This window comes from Allobosea sp. 10L417, assembly GCF_056395485.1.
The window spans coordinates 1-16,121 of the sequence record NZ_JBFTJP010000017.1; the positions used below are offsets into that span (position 1 = coordinate 1).

A 16,121-nucleotide genomic window follows, 5' to 3' on the forward strand; every position below is an offset into this window, starting at 1 on the left:
CTCTTTCTGTCTTCAATTTTCAATTCAAACAGCAGGGCTTCAACAAAACCGACAGAACTTCACCCGGCGAACCGGCCTCAGCCCCAGCGTCCTTAGGAAGCGCAGAAGAGGCGCCGCTCAGCGGCGGCGCCGTCTCGATGGGTGGCTTATAGGCCACCCCCAGAACGCATGTCAACACGCTCATGAAGTTTTTTTGACGGAGCGCATTTCTTTTTCCGAGCCCGCAAGACGAACCATTTTCGCGGCCTTTCGGACACCTGGCCGGGGCTCGCCACCGTGCCCTGTTTCGGTGTCGCGAGCATCGGGCTTTCGGCCTCGGTCCGGATCGACAACGAGAGCGCCTCCCGCCGCCAGGTGAAAGTCGGACCGGCCCATGCGGCCACAACCAGCAGGCGTGTCCTGAGGCCGCCTATCGTGACAAGGCATCGCGAATGCGCTTGCTTGCGCTCACGCGCGAGCTGTGTCGCACCATATTCGCTGCGCTTCCCAAAACAGCCGCAATCTCTCCGCACAGGAGGCAGCCCATGGCTGGACGGATTGATTCCCGCTTCCGGCACGGGCATGGTCTTGCGCGCTTTCGTCAGATTGCGCTCAAGGCTTCTTCGCCGCGGCGGAGCACGCCACCGAGGTATCCAGCACCCCGCACGCAGAACCGCCCGCAAGAAGCAGCCCGCACGATATGAACGCCCATCCCGAGTTCGCTCAGCCAGTCGAACCGCTTGCCCCCGAGGCTGCGGCTCTGCTGGTCGATCTCGGGATCGAGCCGCCGATCCAGCCCGCCGAATCCCGTCAGCAGCCGCTCGATCGGCGCGGTGTCTCGCTGCGATGGCTTTTCGCCTGCGCGCTCGTCGGCTCTTGCGGCGCGGCGCTGCTTGGTGCCGCGATACTCGTCGCGATGCGTGGCGACACCAGCTACCCGGAGCAGCCCGAAACCGTGGCCGTGCGTAGCTCGTCGGCCGCGGGTGAAGGCGGCGGGGCCCGCAAGGCCGACAAGCTCGTCGCCGACCAGCCGATCATGTCGGCGCGCCATACGCTGAGGGCGCCGATGTCGCAGAAGGTCGGGAACCGCGAAGTCATCCGCGTCCGCCCCTTCGTGCGGCTGGCATCCGACCTCTCCCTCACCACCGGCGTCTACGCGAGCAATATCCCGCCCTTCAATCCGCTGCGGCTTTTCGCGGAAGGCGGCCAGCCGGAAGAGCGCTATGCCGAGCCGGCCCAGGACATGCCTGACGCCGACGTCACCATCGTCAAACGCGACCTCGGCGACATCGTCACCCCCGCCGGCAAGCCGCAGCTGAGCGACAACGACATCATCTCCCAGGTCGAAGAGGAGCGTGCCAATCTGGCAAACTCCGGCCGCCAGCGCGCCCTGCCGATTCCGCCACAGCTGATGCTCAGCCGCACCCTGACCGGCGCGACCGCCGGCAGCGGCGACATCCTTGCCTATGCGCCGGCAACAGATACGCGCTTCTCCGGCATCGAGGTTCGCGTCGTCCCGGAGAACGTGACCAACGCACCGAAGACGCCGATCCCTGCCTCCCGCGAGCCGCTTGTCGAGGACAAGCTGGTGATGGCCAAGCGCGGCGAGAATTTCGAGCAGGCACTGCGCGGCGCCGGCGCGACGCCAGATCAGGTCCGGGCGATGATGACGGCCTTTGGCGGCAAGGTTCGGACGACAGCCCTTCCCGACGGCCAGGTTCTGCAGGTGCTCTACGCACCAGGCCCCCGTCCGGGCGACGGCCGCCAGATCATGCGAGTCTCGCTGCTGAGCAACGGACAGCCGGACGGCACGATCGCGATGAACGACAAGGGCGCCTACGTCACGGTCGATCTGCCCCGTCAGAATCTTGCCCTCCAGCGGCCGCAACGGCAGGAGACGGAGGAGGAGGACGAAGATGAGGGCACCGGCGGCGCCCGCCTCTATGAAAGCCTCTACGAGACCGGGGCGCGGCACGACCTGCCGCGCCCGCTGATCGACGAGCTCGTGCGGATTTTCTCTTATGATCTCGACTTCCAGCAGCGCGTCCATGCCGGCGACAATCTGGAAGTGATCTTCACTGAGGATGACGAGGGCGAGCGCGGCGAGATTCTCTCCGCAACCCTGACCGTGAACGGTGAAAGCCGCCGGGTCTTCCGCTACCAGTCCCCCGAAGATGGGCTGATCGAATATTTTGACGAAGAAGGGAAGTCGCTGAAGAAGTTCCTGCTGCGCAAGCCGATTGCCGACGGCGAGCTGCGCTCCGGCTTCGGCATGCGCTACCACCCGATCATGCGCTATTCGAAGATGCATACCGGCATCGACTGGGCCAATCGGATCGGCACCCCGATCCTTGCCGCCGGCAATGGCGTCGTCACCAAGGCCGGCTGGTCTTCCGGCTACGGCAAGCACACCGAGATCCAGCACGCCAACGGATACGTCACCACCTATTCGCACCAATCGAACTTCGCTTCCGGCATTGTACCGGGCGCCAAGGTCCGCCAGGGCCAGGTCATCGGTTATCTCGGCTCGACCGGCCTCTCCACAGGACCGCATTTGCACTACGAGGTGCTGGTCAACGGAAACTTCGTCAATCCGTTGAAGATTCGCGTGCCGCGCGGGCGCGAATTGCAGGGGCCGATGCTCGCCGAATTCAAACGTCAGCGCGATGAAATTCGCGGGCTGATCGAGAAGGCGGGCGGAGCGATCGCTCAATTGCGCTGAACGCATGACGGCTCGGCGATTGGGGCGCCGATAGGCATCTGACGCTTGACAGAGCTGCCCCGAGGCGACACCGCCTGAACAGGCGCTTTCTCTCGTCACGCGGGTCCCCGGCCGATGCTCGCCTCTTTCCTCGTCGTCCTGCCCGTCTTCGGGCTGATCGGCCTCGGCTATTTCGCGCGCTGGTCGAGGCTGCTGCGTGAGACGACCGGCGAAGGCCTGTCGGATTTCGTCTTCGTGCTGGCGGTTCCCTGCCTGCTGTTCCGCACGCTCGCCAAGGCCGACATCCCCGCGACCCAGCCCTGGGGCTACTGGATCGCCTATTTCGCGGGGCTCGCCGTGGTCTGGGCCTTGGCCATGCTCATCGCGAGCAAGTTCTTCGCCCGGAAAGGGCCGGAGCTGGTGGTTTCAGGCTTCGCCGCCGCCCAGTCGAACACGGTCTTCGTCGGCGTACCGATGATCCTGAAGGCTTACGGCGACGCCGGCGCCGTTCCGCTGGGTCTGCTGCTCGCCATTCACCTGCCCGTCACGATGACCGTGGCGACGCTCCTGGCCGAAGGCCGTTCCGCCTCGATTCCGCAATTGATCAAGCGGCTCTTCACCCATCCGATCATCGTCGGCATCCTGCTCGGCTCGGCCGTGCGCCCCTTCGTCTGCCAGATTCCGGAGCCGGCCTGGACACTGGTCGATCTGCTCGCCGGTGCTGCCGTACCCTGCGCGTTGATCAGCCTCGGCATCGCCATGCGTCGCTACGGGCTGGAATCGGGGCTTGCCCTGCCGACCGTGCTGAGCGGATTGAAGCTCGGGCTGCACCCGCTCCTGGTCTACTGGCTCGCGACGAAAATCTTCGACATGCCCCCCCATTGGTCGGGCGTCGCGGTGCTGTTTGCGGCGTGCCCCTGCGGGATCAATGCCTATCTCTTCGCCGAACGCTACCGGCAGGGCGTGGCCGACGCCTCGAGCGCAATCACGCTCTCGACCTTGCTCTCGCTGTTCACGACCGCTGCCTGGTTGACGTTCCTCGGCGTTGGCTAGGGCTCAAGCGAAGCCCAGTTGCCGGCGAATATCGGCCGGGCGGGCCCCCTTCGCCCTGAGTTCCGCCAGGCTCTCCGAGAGCCGGCTCTTGGCGAGCTTGCGTCCGTCCTCGTCGAGCACCAGGCGATGGAAATGATAGAGCGGCGTCGGCAGCCCGAGCAGGTGCTGGAGCACGACATGGATATCGGTCGCTGCTTCGAGGTCGTGGCCGCGCACGACATGCGTCACGTCCTGCAAGGCATCGTCGACGACAACGGCGAGATGATAGCTCGTCGGCACGTCCTTGCGGGCAAGCACGACGTCGCCCCAGCGTTCGGGCCGGGCCGAGACGATCCGGATACCGCCTTCGCCGTCGAAAACCGTATAGCTCAGCTCGTTGCCGGTGATCGCCAGAGCCTTGGCCATATCGAGACGCAGCACATGCGGCTCGCCGGCCGTGATGCGCCGCGTCGCCTCATCCGGTTCAAGCGTCCTGCAGTGACCGGGATAGAGCGGTGCCCCATCGGGATCCACTGGCCAGGGCCGCCCCGTTTCGACCTCGCGCTGAGCCACCTCGGCGCGAATGTCCTGCCGCGAGCAGAAGCAGGGATAGACCAGCCCGCGTTCCTGCAAGGCACCGAGAGCCGCCGCGTAATCGTTGAAATGCTCGGACTGCCTGCGGATATCCGGTTCGAACGGGATTCCGAGCCAATCGAGATCCGCGACGATCCCCGTGACGAACTCCGGCCGCGAGCGGGTGAGGTCGATATCCTCGATCCGCAGAAGAAGGCGCCCACCGATCCTTTCGGCCAGTGACTCGTTGGCCAAGGCCGAGAGCGCATGGCCGAGATGCAGCCGCCCGTTCGGACTTGGCGCGAAACGGAAGACCGGCTTGCGGGAATCGGGTGGTATGAACGCCATCGTTCTTGTCTAGGAGGCCTGGTGCTGCCCGCCAAGCAGCAAGCACTGCTGCTGACGCAGGCGGGCTCCTGCTTCATCAATGCTCATGCGATGACCGAACGAATCACCTGCGACAGCGATCTCGAAGAAGGTATGGCTGCGCTGGCTGCCCTGCATCCGCATTGGCAAGCCATCGTCGAGCGCACCGGACTGCCGCCACTGAGGCTGCGCGAAGGCGGTTTCGTTGGCCTCGCCTCGATCATCGTCTCACAGCAATTGTCGGTCGCCAGCGCGCGCGCGGTCTGGAATCGCTTCGAGAGCGTCTTCGTCCCGCTGACGCCGGAGCGCATGCTCGCCGCCACCGACGACGACATGCGCCTTTCCGGTCTATCGCGGCCGAAGCAGCGCACCTTGCTGGCGCTTTCCGCGGCGCTCGTCGAGAAACGTTTCGTTTTCGAGGCCCTCGAACAGGCGACGCCTGAGGGGGTCCACACGCAGATGACCGCGATCTCCGGCATCGGCCCCTGGACGGCCGATGTCTATCTGCTGTTCTGCCTTGGCCATCGCGACGGCTTCGCCGCCGGCGATCTCGCGATCCAGGAAGCCGCCCGGCACGCTTTCGGCCTCACCGAGCGGCCGAAAGCGGCAGAGCTGCAGGTTATGGCCGAGGCTTGGCGGCCATGGCGCGGCGTCGCCGCGCGGCTGCTCTGGGCCTACTACGCCATCCTGAAGCGCCGCGAGGGCATCAACGCCTGAACTGGCCAAGAAGCCGTTTGGCAGCTCCGCGAGCCCCATCCTTCGAGACGGCCCTCGCGGGCCTCCTCAGCATGAGGGCCGGGAGCTTTCAGACGGGCTCTAGCTGCGCACGATCTTGAGCGCCGTCTGCGCCGCCGCCCGCAGCAGCGTCGAATCGCTCATCACCGTCACCATGCGCGCGCCCATGGCGAGACCTTGCCTGGCCCGCTCGGCCGTCGCCGCATAGAGCGCGACCGGCTTGTTCACGGCGGAAGCGCGCGCCACGACATGCTTCAGCGCCTCGTCGACTTCGCGGGCGGTGGCATCGACCTGCGCGCCGCCGGACAGCGCGATCGACAGGTCGGAGGGACCGACGAACAGCGCATCGATGCCGTCCAGCGCCAGGATATCGTCGACGATCGCCATCGCCTCACGCGTCTCGATCATCGCGAATGTCAGTGAGAACCCGTTGGCGGCCTTGAGATAGCTGTTCTGGTCGAGACCGGAGGCGCCGAGGCCGCCATAGCTGCCCCAGCTGCGCTCGCCCATCGGCGGATATTTGGCGTAGGCCGCAAAGCGCCGCGCGTCTTCCATGGTGTTGATCATCGGCGCGATGACGCCGGAGACGCCGGAATCGAACAGCTTCGAGACGTTCTGGAATTCGCCGACCGGAATGCGCGCGATCGCCGGCTTGCCCGCGGCATTGATCAGCGGGATCGCGCGGATGACCTCGCCCAGCGTGATCGGCCCATGCTGCATGTCGAGCGTGATCGCGTCGAAATCCTCCTGCGCCAGAATCGCCGAAATCGAGGGATCGGGCAGCCCGCACCAGGCCGAGACGATGCTGTCGCCCTTGGCGAAACGATCGGCGAGGGAGGAGAGGACGGTGGGCTTGGCCATGGTGCGTTCATCCGTTTCAAGGCCCGCACTTTGGACGGCGCGAGGCTTCCGCACGTTGGACCCGGCCGGCCCGGAAATGCAAACGGGCGCCCATGCGCCCGTTTCAGAGACGTCCTGCGTCTGCCGGGATGCGTCAGCGCCCGGCCTGGATATCCTCGGCGGCCTTCAGGAACAGCTCGGTCATCACGCGGCGGATCTCGGCGTCGGACGCATTGATGTTGGCGAGCGCGAAATCGTTCTTGACCTTGCGAACCACATCCTCGTCGCCGGCTTCCTCGAAATCGGCGACGACGACGGACTTGGCATAGGCCTCGGCGTCCGCGCCGCTCTTGCCGAGCTTCTCCGCCGCCCAGAACCCGAGCAGCTTGTTGCGCCGGGCAGTTGCCTTGAAGCGCAGCTCCTCGTCATGGGCGAACTTGTTCTCGAAGGCGTCCTTGCGCTGATCGAAGGTCGTCATGCGGCGTCCATGTCCTCTCGCGGGCGGGAATTAGCACTGCTGGATCATATAGGATGTCGGGGCGCCGAGAGCCAGCCTGATCGCTCCGATTCAGCCTCGCTTAAGCCTTCTTGCGCGGCCGAAAGGCGTTTTGTTGCGTTTACGGCCGGGAGGCTCCATATAGCAGGCGCATGGGTGCCCTCGGGCATCCCGTGCACTACTGGCGCCTGCGCCGGCTCGAAGATCGATCCCGACCGGATCGCCGGGCTGTGGCAGGACCGACAAGATCAGGGGCCAAGATCCCGCCGCGACCTCATCGCGTCCAGAGAAGGGCAACCTTTGGATTTCCTCAAGCCACGGTACATCCCCATGAATCGCCGCCGTCGCATTTACGAAGGCAAGGCGAAGGTCCTCTATGAAGGACCCGAGCCCGGTACGCTCATCCAGCATTTCAAGGACGACGCCACCGCCTTCAATGCCAAGAAGCATGAAGTGATCGACGGCAAGGGCGTGCTCAACAACCGTATTTCCGAGCACATCTTCTCCAACCTGAACGACATCGGCGTGCCCACGCATTTCATCCGCCGGCTGAACATGCGCGAGCAGCTGATCCGCGAGGTCGAGATCATCCCGCTCGAAGTCGTCGTGCGCAATATCGCCGCCGGCTCGCTCGCGACCCGCCTGGGTCTCGAGGAAGGCACGCAGCTGCCGCGCTCGATCATCGAGTTCTATTACAAGAACGATGCGCTCAGTGACCCGATGGTCTCCGAAGAGCACATCACCGCCTTCGGCTGGGCGACTCCGCAGGAGATCGACGACATCATGGCGCTGGCCATCCGCGTCAATGACTTCCTCTCCGGCCTCTTCCTCGGCGCCGGCATCCGCCTCGTCGATTTCAAGATGGAGACCGGCCGCCTCTGGGAAGGCGAGATGATGCGCATCGTCGTCGCCGACGAGATCAGCCCGGATTCCTGCCGGCTCTGGGACATCAAGTCCAAGGACAAGATGGACAAGGACCGCTTCCGCCGTGACATGGGCGGCCTGATCGAGGCCTATTCGGAGGTCGCCCGCCGCCTCGGCATTTTGGGCGAGAACGAGAATCCCGGCCCGACCGGCCCGCGCCTGGTGCAGTGAGCGCCATCGCTCCGCCATTATCGCCTACGAAACGGGAGCGCATGCGCTCCCGTTTTCATGTCACGGCCCTTTTCGCCGCCGGCGCTCTCCTGCTCGCCGGCTGTGCAAACCAGTTCGGCGCCGGGATCGCCGAGCTGCCCGCATCGGCGGGCTGGCACCGGCTGCCGATCGGCTCCTGGGTGCTGAACGAGGGCCTCGAAGCCCGCGCCATGGTCTTCTGTCCGCGCGAATCCTGCGTCCAGCAGGGTTTTGCCGCGGTCATTGCGCTGGAAGGTGAGCAGGCCCGCGACATGGAACGGGCTCTCTCTGAAAGCCCCGCACGCCTCGGAGAAGCTTTCGCCCGGCAGGCGGCGGCGAAGGCCGCCGAACGCCGCAAGGCACAGCGGAACCCGAAAAAGAATGCCGAGCCGAAGGCGCCCCGCAGCGCGACCGATGTCGCACGTTTCGATTCGGCCGAGGCACGCGGCATCCTCGTCACGATCCGCTCGCTGGATACGCCGGGGCGCCAGGCCGTCACCGCCATTCTCTACGGCCGGGAAGCGAACCGACTCGTGGTGGCCCTTGGCGTCAGCGACACGGCCGAAGCCGCGCGGCGGGACGCCGAGGCCGCCTGGCGCAGCCGCTGATTCACGTGAAACGGCGGGAAATGGTTGAGCCGGCCGCGATTCTTCCGCGCGCTTTCCGTTCGGCTGGTATCAGCCGAACGAAGGCAATTCGCGCAAAACCAATAGGCTGAGCATGTCCTGATCGCAAAAGTGGTTTCCACTTTTGCGGAACATGCTCTAAGGCACCCGCAACAAATCTCGTCCGGAGAACCTCATGAAAGCCCGCGTCACCGTCACCCTGAAGAACGGCGTGCTCGATCCGCAGGGCAAGGCGATCGAAGGCGCCCTGAAGTCGCTCGGCATCGACGGCGTCGGCTCCGTGCGCCAGGGCAAGGTTTTCGACATCGAGCTCGCCGGCTCCGACAAGGCGGCGGCCGAAGCGTCGCTCAAAGCCGCCTGCGAGAAGCTGCTCGCCAATACGGTGATCGAGAACTACCGCGTCGAGATCGGAGCCTGACCCATGAAGGCCGCCGTCATCACCTTTCCGGGCTCCAACCGTGACGGCGACGTCGCCAAGGCGCTGAAGCAGGCCGGCGCCGAAGTCACCCATGTCTGGCATGGCGATACCGAGCTGCCTGAGGGTATCGATCTCGTCGTGCTGCCGGGCGGCTTCTCCTATGGTGACTATCTGCGCACCGGCGCCATCGCCGGCCGCGCCCACATCATGGACGCAACTCGCGCGCATGCCGCCCGCGGCGGCTATGTCCTCGGCATCTGCAACGGCTTCCAGATCGCCTGCGAAGCCGGGCTCCTGCCCGGCATCCTCGTGCGCAACGCCAATCTGAAGTTCGTCTGCAAGCGCCAGCACCTCAAGGTCGAGCGCAGCGACACGCCCTACACTCGCGCCTATGCGCAGGGGCAGGCGATCGACGTCTGCATTGCTCATGGCGAGGGCAACTATATCGCCGACGCGCAGACGCTGGCCCGCCTCGAAGGCGAAGGCCTCGTCGCCTTCCGCTATGCGGATGCGCAGGGAAATGTCACGCCCGAAGCCAATCCGAACGGCTCGCTCAACAACATCGCGGGCATCTATTCGCCCGGCTTCAACGTTCTCGGCCTGATGCCGCATCCGGAGAACCTGATCGATTCGCTGGTCGGCGGCACCGATGGACGCGGCCTGTTCGAAAGCCTCGTCGGTTCCAAGCGCGCGGCCTGAAGCGCGTCATTCTCGGGCGAAGCGCAGCGCAGACCCGAGAATCTCTTTCAGGATAGAACGCCCTTGTCGGCAGCAGACGCTCGGGTCACCGCGCCTTCAGCGCCCGCTGCAGCAGCTTGGCTGCGGCCTGCTGATCGAGCGGGCCGACATGTTTCTCAAGGATGTGCCCGTCCGGCCCGATGACGAAGGTCTCGGGCACGCCATAGACGCCCCACTCGATCGCCGACCGACCGGCGCGATCGACACCGACGGCGGAGAACGGATTGCCGAGCGCGCCGAGGAACCGGCGAGCATTCTCGGCCTCGTCCTTGTAGTTCATCCCGACCAGCGCGACCTTGCCCTGCTTCACCGCATCGGTCTCGGCAAGGCCCATCAGCACGGGATGCTCGACCCGGCAGGGCGCACACCAGCTCGCAAAGACATTGACCAGCGTCGTCCGTCCGCCAGCGAGATCGGCATTGCCGAAAGCCGGAACCGGCTGGCCGTCGCGCTGCAGCCCTTCCAGCGGCGCGAGCGTGATCGCCGGCGCGAGGCGGCCTATCAGCGCCGACGGCACCTTGCTCGTATCGCCCGAAAACAGCCCGATGCCGAAGATGATGGCGAGCGCGCCAAAGATCATCAGCGGCACCAGGAAAAGCAGCGGTGAACGCCGCCGCGGCGCGGTTTCGATCTGGCTCATGACGTCTCCCGGCCAGAGCGGCGGCCGGCGCCGCGACGCTCCAGCGCATCGAGCGCCTGCTTCTGGGCGCGGTGATCGCGCAGGGTCGCGAGCGTCAGCCCGATCAGGATGAGCGCAGCCGCCGCGTAAGCGGCGAGGATGAAGCCGGCATGCGGGCCGATGCTTTCGACAAGCACGTTCATGCCGGCAATCCCTGCACCGCGAGTCTGTCGAGCCGCTCTGCTTCCAGGATCGTCAGCGTCCGCACCCGCCGGCGCATGATCTCGGCCCGCATCGCCAGCATATGTAGCGCGAGGGCGAAGAGCGTGAATCCAACGGCCAGGATCAGCAGCGGCCAGAGCATGGATGGGTGGATCGTCGGCCCCCCCATGCGGAGCACCGAAGCCGGTTGGTGCAGCGTGTTCCACCAGTCGACCGAGAACTTGATGATCGGCACGTTGACGAAGCCGACGAGGGTGAGGATCGCCACGGCACGCGCCGCCCGCGACGGCTCGTCCAGCACGCGCCAGAGCGCGATGATGCCGAGATAGATCAGCAGCAGCACCAGCACCGAGGTCAGCCGCGCGTCCCACACCCAGTAGGTGCCCCACATCGGCTTGCCCCAGAGCGCGCCGGTGATCAGGCAGACCAGCGCGAAGCAGGCCCCGACCGGTGCCGCCGCCTTCTGGGCGACATCGGCCAGAGGATGGCGCCAGACCAATGTGCCAAGCGCCGAGAGCGCCATCATCGAGTAGAACATCATGGCGAGCCAGGCGGCCGGGACATGGATGAACATGATCCGGATCGTCTCGCCTTGCTGGTAATCTGCCGGTGCCTGCCAGGCGAGATAGAGGCCGGCGACGATGAGCAGCGCGGCCGCGGCCGCCAGCCAGGGCAGCAGCACGGCCGAAAAGCGCATGAAGCGCGTCGGATTGGCGAGGTCGATCAGGCTGGCCATCGTTCTGGCGGGGTCATCCGGGGCGCAGGTGCCATGATCGGAGCTTTTAGCAATCTCGACCCGTTCCAAGCAATGCGCCCGAGCCCGGCTGCGACATCACGAAGCTGCGCGTGTGAGCGGTGGCGCCCCTCGATCCAAACCCTTGTCGAACCGGCGGAATTCCGATCGTGCCCAGAATTGTGCCTTGAGAGGTGCCCGTTGACCGATGCCGGCTAATAGTTATCGCATTGAAGCGGTTGCAGTTTTTGCCCTCGCTGCTTGCAAGCCCCAGACCGATCCTCTAGCCTGCCTTTCTGGATGCGGGGGATGAAGATGCGGCTTCAGCTATCCGACGAGGTCCAGCGCGAAGTCGAGCAGGCGATCCGCTCGAAAGCCAGCCAGTCCCTCGTCATCGATCTATACGCCACAGCCGAAGAGATTCGCAGCCGGCACGACACCGGCGAGGTCGATCTCGACGCTATTGTCGCCACGGTCGCGCGCCTCGCCGCGCAATGCGGCTGTGCGGTCGAGCTCGGCGGAGCCAGAGGCGGCAGCATTCAATCGGCCTGACGCAGGGCCGCGGCCGCGGCGATCGTCCCCACGACGATGGCTGCCAGCGAGATCGCACACAGAATCAGGAACGGTGTCAGGAACGGCACCGTGCCGCCAACGGCCGCATTGGCGGCCGAAACCCCGAAAATCAACACCGGCACCGTCAGCGGCGCGACCAGCACCGGCACGATCAGCCCACCGCGCTTGATGCTCGCCGCCAGAGCCGCTCCGCCCGCCCCGATAAAGCTGAGCGCCGGCGTGCCGACCAGCAGCGTCGCGACCAGTGGCAGCACGCCCTCGCCCGGCAACGCCACCAGCAGGCCGAGCAGCGGCGAAACCAGCGCCAGCGGCAGGCCGGTCGTCAGCCAATGCGCCAGCCCCTTGGCCAGCACGGCGAGTTCGAGCGGCAGGCGCGAAGCCCGGATCAGATCGAGCGAGCCGTCCTCCTCATCGCTCTGGAACAACCGGTCGAGCCCTATCAGCACCGAAAGGAGCGCGCCGAGCCACAGGATTGCGGGGCCGATCCGCGAGAGCAGGTTGAGATCCGGCCCGAGCGCGAACGGCACGAGCACGACGAGCGTGAGGAAGAAGACGAGCGCCAATTCTCCTCCGCCACCGGCGCGCGACGCCAGGGCGAGATCCCGCTTCAGGATCGCGATGAAAGCCCGGCTCATGGCCCGATCCTGAGTTCGCGTGCCCCACCGAGACCGAGAGGGCCATGCGTCGCAGCGAGGATCGCGCCGCCCGCCACTAGATGATCGCGCATCAGCCCGGCGAGCATGGCCTGGGAGGCGGTATCGAGCGCCGACATCGGCTCGTCGAGCAGCCAATAGGGACGGCGCGAAACCAGGAGGCGCGCCAGCGCCACCCGCCGCCTCTGCCCGGCCGAGAGGTAGCCCACCGGCAGTTCCGCTGCATGGGCAAGCCCGACCACAGCCAGCGCGCCTTCCGGTGAGAGAGCGGCATCACCGAGGATGGACTGCGCAAAGGTAAGATTTTCCCGCGCTGTCAGCGCCGTCTTCAGCCCGTCGCGATGACCGACCAGATGCGAAACCTCGGCAAGATGGGCGTCATCCTCGCCCCCTCCGAGCCGGATCACGCCGCCATCCGGCTGCAGCCGGCCGCACAGCATGGCGAGGAGGCTCGACTTGCCGGCGCCGTTGCGACCGGTCAGGGCGATCGCCTCGCCGGATCCGAGGTCGAAGCTCAGCGCTTCGAAGATCAGCCTGCCACCGCGGCGGCAGGCGAGATTCTCGGCGAAGAGGCGCGTCGGCGGGAATGAAATTTGAGTCAAGGCAGCGCTGCCGACGATAGGTTCGACCACATCTCGTTCATCTAGCGCGCTTCTTGGAATTGCTCTATAGAACCCGCGGCTACGCCGCACGCCGATCCGGCGCGGGGCTCGGGCACTCCCGAGGCGGCGCGCGCGTCATGCGCATTAGGCCTTCGAACGGCGCCGTCCGCAAGGGCAGAAACCCTTGAAGACTTGCCGGTCGTGACCGCAACCCCTTGATCAGGATCAAGCCCGACATGGCCTCGCTCGACTCCTTCAAAGCCCGCAAGACGCTCACCGCCGGCGGCAAGACCTACACCTATTATTCCCTCCCCGATGCCGAGAAAAACGGCCTGCCCGGCATTTCGAAGCTGCCCTTCTCGATGAAGGTGCTGCTCGAGAACCTGCTGCGCTTCGAGGACGGCCGCTCGGTCACCAAGACCGACATCGAGAATTTCGTCGGCTGGCTCGACGACAAGGGCAAGGCCGGCAAGGAGATCGGCTTCCGCCCGGCCCGCGTGCTGATGCAGGACTTCACCGGCGTTCCGGCGGTCGTCGACCTCGCCGCGATGCGCGATGGCGTCAAGGCGCTCGGCGGCGATGCGCAGAAGATCAATCCGCTGGTTCCGGTCGATCTGGTCATCGACCACTCCGTCATCGTCGACGAGTTCGGTTCGCCCAAGGCCTTCGCCAAGAACGTCGAGCTGGAATATGAGCGCAACGCCGAGCGCTACAAGTTCCTGAAATGGGGCCAGGGCGCCTTCGACAATTTCCGCGTCGTGCCGCCYGGCACCGGCATCTGCCACCAGGTCAATCTCGAATACCTCGCCCAGACCGTCTGGACCTGTAACGAGACGATCGACGGCGTCGAGGTCGAGGTCGCCTATCCCGACACGCTCGTCGGCACCGATTCGCACACCACCATGGTCAACGGCCTCGCCGTGCTCGGCTGGGGCGTCGGCGGCATCGAGGCGGAAGCCGCGATGCTCGGCCAGCCGCAGTCGATGCTGCTGCCGGAGGTGATCGGCTTCAAGCTGACCGGCGCACTCAAGGAAGGCATCACCGCCACCGACCTCGTGCTGACCGTCACCCAGATGCTGCGCAAGAAGGGCGTCGTCGGCAAGTTCGTCGAGTTCTTCGGCCCCGGCCTCTACAACCTGACGCTGGCCGACCGCGCGACCATCGCGAATATGGGCCCGGAATATGGCGCGACCTGCGGCTTCTTCCCGGTCGATGCAGAGACGCTGGACTATCTCACCACCACCGGCCGCAAGTCGGAGCGCATCGCGCTGGTCGAGGCCTACAGCAAGGCGCAAGGCCTCTTCGCTACCCGCGAAACCGCCGATCCGGTCTTCACCGACACGCTCGAGCTCGATCTTTCGACGGTCCAGCCCTCGATGGCCGGTCCGAAGCGCCCCGAAGGGCGCGTCGATCTCTCCGCCGTCAAGGCCGGCTTCGCCGCCGCGATGGAGACCGACTACAAGAAGGGCGGCGAACTCTCGCGCCGCGTCGAGGTCGAGGGTGAGGACTTCGATCTCGGCCATGGCGACGTCGTCATCGCAGCCATCACCTCCTGCACCAACACCTCGAACCCCTCGGTGCTGATGGCGGCCGGCCTGCTCGCCCGCAATGCGGTCGCCAAGGGCCTCAAGGTCAAGCCCTGGGTGAAGACCTCGCTGGCGCCGGGATCGCAGGTCGTGGCGGAGTATCTGGCCAAGGCCGGCCTGCAAGGCGATCTCGACGCGCTCGGCTTCAATCTGGTCGGCTTCGGCTGCACCACCTGCATCGGCAATTCCGGCCCGCTGCCGGCGCCGATCTCCAAGACGATCAACGAGAAGGGCCTGATTGCCGGCGCCGTCATCTCCGGCAACCGCAACTTTGAGGGCCGCGTCTCGCCGGACGTGCAGGCGAACTACCTGGCATCGCCGCCGCTGGTCGTCGCCTACGCGCTCGCCGGTTCGGTCCAGATGGACCTGACGACGCAGCCGCTGGGACAGGGCTCGGACGGCAAGGACGTCTATCTGAAGGACATCTGGCCCTCCAACAAGGAGATCCAGGACTTCATCCAGCAGAACGTCACCCGCGCGATCTTCGAGGCCAAATACGCCGACGTCTTCAAGGGCGATGCCCATTGGCAGGCGGTCGACGCGCCCAAGAGCGAGACCTATGCCTGGGACGATGATTCGACCTATGTGCAGAACCCGCCCTATTTCCAGGGCATGCACCAGAAGCCGGACCCCGTCACCGACATCGCCGGTGCCCGCATACTCGGCCTGTTCGGCGACAAGATCACCACCGACCACATCTCCCCGGCCGGTTCGATCAAGGCTGCTTCGCCCGCCGGTCAGTATCTGACGGAGAACGGCGTCGCGGTCGCCGACTTCAACCAGTACGGCACGCGCCGCGGCAACCATGAGGTGATGATGCGGGGCACCTTCGCCAACATCCGCATCCGCAACCACATGCTCGGCCCGAACGGCCGCGAGGGCGGCTACACCATCCACTACCCGTCGAAGGAAGAGCTGCCGATCTATGACGCGGCAATGAAGTACAAGCAGGAGAACGTCCCGCTCGTCATCTTCGCCGGCGTCGAATACGGCAACGGCTCCTCGCGCGACTGGGCCGCGAAGGGCACGAACCTGCTCGGCGTCAAGGCGGTGATCGCCCAGAGCTTCGAGCGCATCCACCGCTCGAATCTGGTCGGCATGGGCGTCGTGCCCTTCACACTGGCGGAAGGCACCAGCTGGGCCTCGCTCGACCTCAAGGGCGATGAGCTCGTCAGCATCAAGGGCCTGGCCAACGTCAAGCCGCGCCAGATGATGGAAGCCGAGATCACCTATGCCGACGGCACGGTGAAGAAGGTGCCGATCCTCTGCCGCATCGATACGCTGGACGAGATCGACTACTTCAAGAACGCCGGCATCCTGCACTACGTCCTGCGCGGCCTCGCCGCCTGAGCTGGATAGCAGCACCGAAGCAGGTCATGGCCGGCGCAAGCCGGCCATGATGCATTGAGGGCCGGCCCCGGTTGTCCTCGCGCCCGCCGCAGTGTAAGGGGGCATTTCAGTCATCCTCGGTGGCGACTAGGGGCAAGCGCAGGCGACAATCCCGCGCTCGGATGTC

17 protein-coding genes are annotated in these 16,121 nt (G+C 65.7%); 9 read left to right on the forward strand and 8 right to left on the reverse strand.

Annotated features, from left to right (window positions below; translation table 11 throughout):
- Positions 1-679 precede the first annotated feature (679 nt).
- A complete protein-coding gene (locus tag AC1DE3_RS26465; protein WP_476852935.1) occupies positions 680-2,701 on the forward strand; it encodes a peptidoglycan DD-metalloendopeptidase family protein in 2,022 nt (673 codons plus the stop codon).
- A 114-nt stretch (positions 2,702-2,815) separates the two neighbouring features.
- Positions 2,816-3,733: an AEC family transporter gene (locus tag AC1DE3_RS26470; protein ID WP_476781023.1), complete on the forward strand. Its 918-nt coding sequence runs from the start codon at positions 2,816-2,818 to the stop codon at positions 3,731-3,733.
- 3 nt (positions 3,734-3,736) lie between these two features.
- On the opposite strand, the gene gluQRS is transcribed toward AC1DE3_RS26470, so the two are convergent.
- Positions 3,737-4,633: a tRNA glutamyl-Q(34) synthetase GluQRS gene (gene gluQRS, locus AC1DE3_RS26475; RefSeq protein WP_476781024.1), complete on the reverse strand. Its 897-nt coding sequence runs from the start codon at positions 4,631-4,633 to the stop codon at positions 3,737-3,739.
- 90 nt (positions 4,634-4,723) lie between these two features.
- On the opposite strand from gluQRS, the gene AC1DE3_RS26480 reads away from it, so the two are divergent.
- Entirely contained in the window at positions 4,724-5,368 is a 645-nt protein-coding gene (locus AC1DE3_RS26480; RefSeq protein WP_476781051.1) for a DNA-3-methyladenine glycosylase family protein, read from the forward strand.
- A gap of 99 nt (positions 5,369-5,467) precedes the next feature.
- Here AC1DE3_RS26480 and AC1DE3_RS26485 read toward each other — a convergent pair whose 3' ends face one another.
- The gene (locus AC1DE3_RS26485; protein ID WP_441514302.1) at positions 5,468-6,247 is read right to left on the reverse strand and encodes an HpcH/HpaI aldolase family protein; all 780 of its coding nucleotides are present in this window, start codon (positions 6,245-6,247) and stop codon (positions 5,468-5,470) included.
- A 133-nt stretch (positions 6,248-6,380) separates the two neighbouring features.
- A complete protein-coding gene (locus AC1DE3_RS26490; RefSeq protein WP_441514301.1) occupies positions 6,381-6,704 on the reverse strand; it encodes a DUF1476 domain-containing protein in 324 nt (107 codons plus the stop codon).
- 318 nt (positions 6,705-7,022) lie between these two features.
- Here AC1DE3_RS26490 and purC point away from each other — a divergent pair, with 318 nt between their 5' ends.
- From purC to purQ, 4 genes are all read left to right on the forward strand, one after another.
- Positions 7,023-7,817: a phosphoribosylaminoimidazolesuccinocarboxamide synthase gene (gene purC / locus AC1DE3_RS26495; RefSeq protein WP_265056972.1), complete on the forward strand. Its 795-nt coding sequence runs from the start codon at positions 7,023-7,025 to the stop codon at positions 7,815-7,817.
- Positions 7,818-7,858: 41 nt separating this feature from the next.
- Positions 7,859-8,443 (forward strand): hypothetical protein, encoded by a 585-nt coding sequence (locus AC1DE3_RS26500; RefSeq protein WP_441514300.1) that lies wholly within the window; start codon positions 7,859-7,861, stop codon positions 8,441-8,443.
- Between the two features lie 193 nt (positions 8,444-8,636).
- Positions 8,637-8,879, forward strand: a complete 243-nt coding sequence (gene purS, locus AC1DE3_RS26505) for a phosphoribosylformylglycinamidine synthase subunit PurS (protein ID WP_441514299.1) — start codon at positions 8,637-8,639, stop codon at positions 8,877-8,879.
- Between the two features lie 3 nt (positions 8,880-8,882).
- Positions 8,883-9,578 (forward strand): phosphoribosylformylglycinamidine synthase subunit PurQ, encoded by a 696-nt coding sequence (purQ, locus tag AC1DE3_RS26510; RefSeq protein ID WP_476781025.1) that lies wholly within the window; start codon positions 8,883-8,885, stop codon positions 9,576-9,578.
- Positions 9,579-9,663: 85 nt separating this feature from the next.
- Here purQ and AC1DE3_RS26515 read toward each other — a convergent pair whose 3' ends face one another.
- The 3 genes from AC1DE3_RS26515 to AC1DE3_RS26525 are packed head-to-tail and all read right to left on the reverse strand — an operon-like array spanning position 9,664 to position 11,194.
- On the reverse strand, positions 9,664-10,257 hold the full coding sequence (locus AC1DE3_RS26515; protein ID WP_441514297.1) for a DsbE family thiol:disulfide interchange protein: 594 nt from the start codon (positions 10,255-10,257) through the stop codon (positions 9,664-9,666).
- The gene (ccmD, locus tag AC1DE3_RS26520; protein WP_441514296.1) at positions 10,254-10,439 is read right to left on the reverse strand and encodes a heme exporter protein CcmD; all 186 of its coding nucleotides are present in this window, start codon (positions 10,437-10,439) and stop codon (positions 10,254-10,256) included. The genes AC1DE3_RS26515 and ccmD overlap by 4 nt, the downstream gene beginning before the upstream one ends.
- Entirely contained in the window at positions 10,436-11,194 is a 759-nt protein-coding gene (locus tag AC1DE3_RS26525) for a heme ABC transporter permease (RefSeq protein WP_441514295.1), read from the reverse strand. The genes ccmD and AC1DE3_RS26525 overlap by 4 nt, the downstream gene beginning before the upstream one ends.
- A gap of 306 nt (positions 11,195-11,500) precedes the next feature.
- On the opposite strand from AC1DE3_RS26525, the gene AC1DE3_RS26530 reads away from it, so the two are divergent.
- Positions 11,501-11,743, forward strand: a complete 243-nt coding sequence (locus tag AC1DE3_RS26530; protein ID WP_441514294.1) for a hypothetical protein — start codon at positions 11,501-11,503, stop codon at positions 11,741-11,743.
- On the opposite strand, the gene ccmB is transcribed toward AC1DE3_RS26530, so the two are convergent.
- Both ccmB and ccmA read right to left on the reverse strand, forming a co-directional pair.
- Complete coding sequence (ccmB, locus tag AC1DE3_RS26535; RefSeq protein ID WP_476781026.1) at positions 11,731-12,399, reverse strand: heme exporter protein CcmB; 669 nt, start codon at positions 12,397-12,399, stop codon at positions 11,731-11,733. The two genes, AC1DE3_RS26530 and ccmB, sit on opposite strands and share 13 nt — an antisense overlap.
- Positions 12,396-13,019, reverse strand: a complete 624-nt coding sequence (gene ccmA, locus AC1DE3_RS26540) for a heme ABC exporter ATP-binding protein CcmA (RefSeq protein ID WP_476852936.1) — start codon at positions 13,017-13,019, stop codon at positions 12,396-12,398. Before ccmA ends, ccmB begins: the two co-directional genes overlap by 4 nt.
- Positions 13,020-13,255: 236 nt before the next feature.
- Here ccmA and acnA point away from each other — a divergent pair, with 236 nt between their 5' ends.
- Positions 13,256-15,955, forward strand: a complete 2,700-nt coding sequence (acnA, locus tag AC1DE3_RS26545; RefSeq protein ID WP_476781028.1) for an aconitate hydratase AcnA — start codon at positions 13,256-13,258, stop codon at positions 15,953-15,955.
- Positions 15,956-16,121 lie beyond the last annotated feature (166 nt).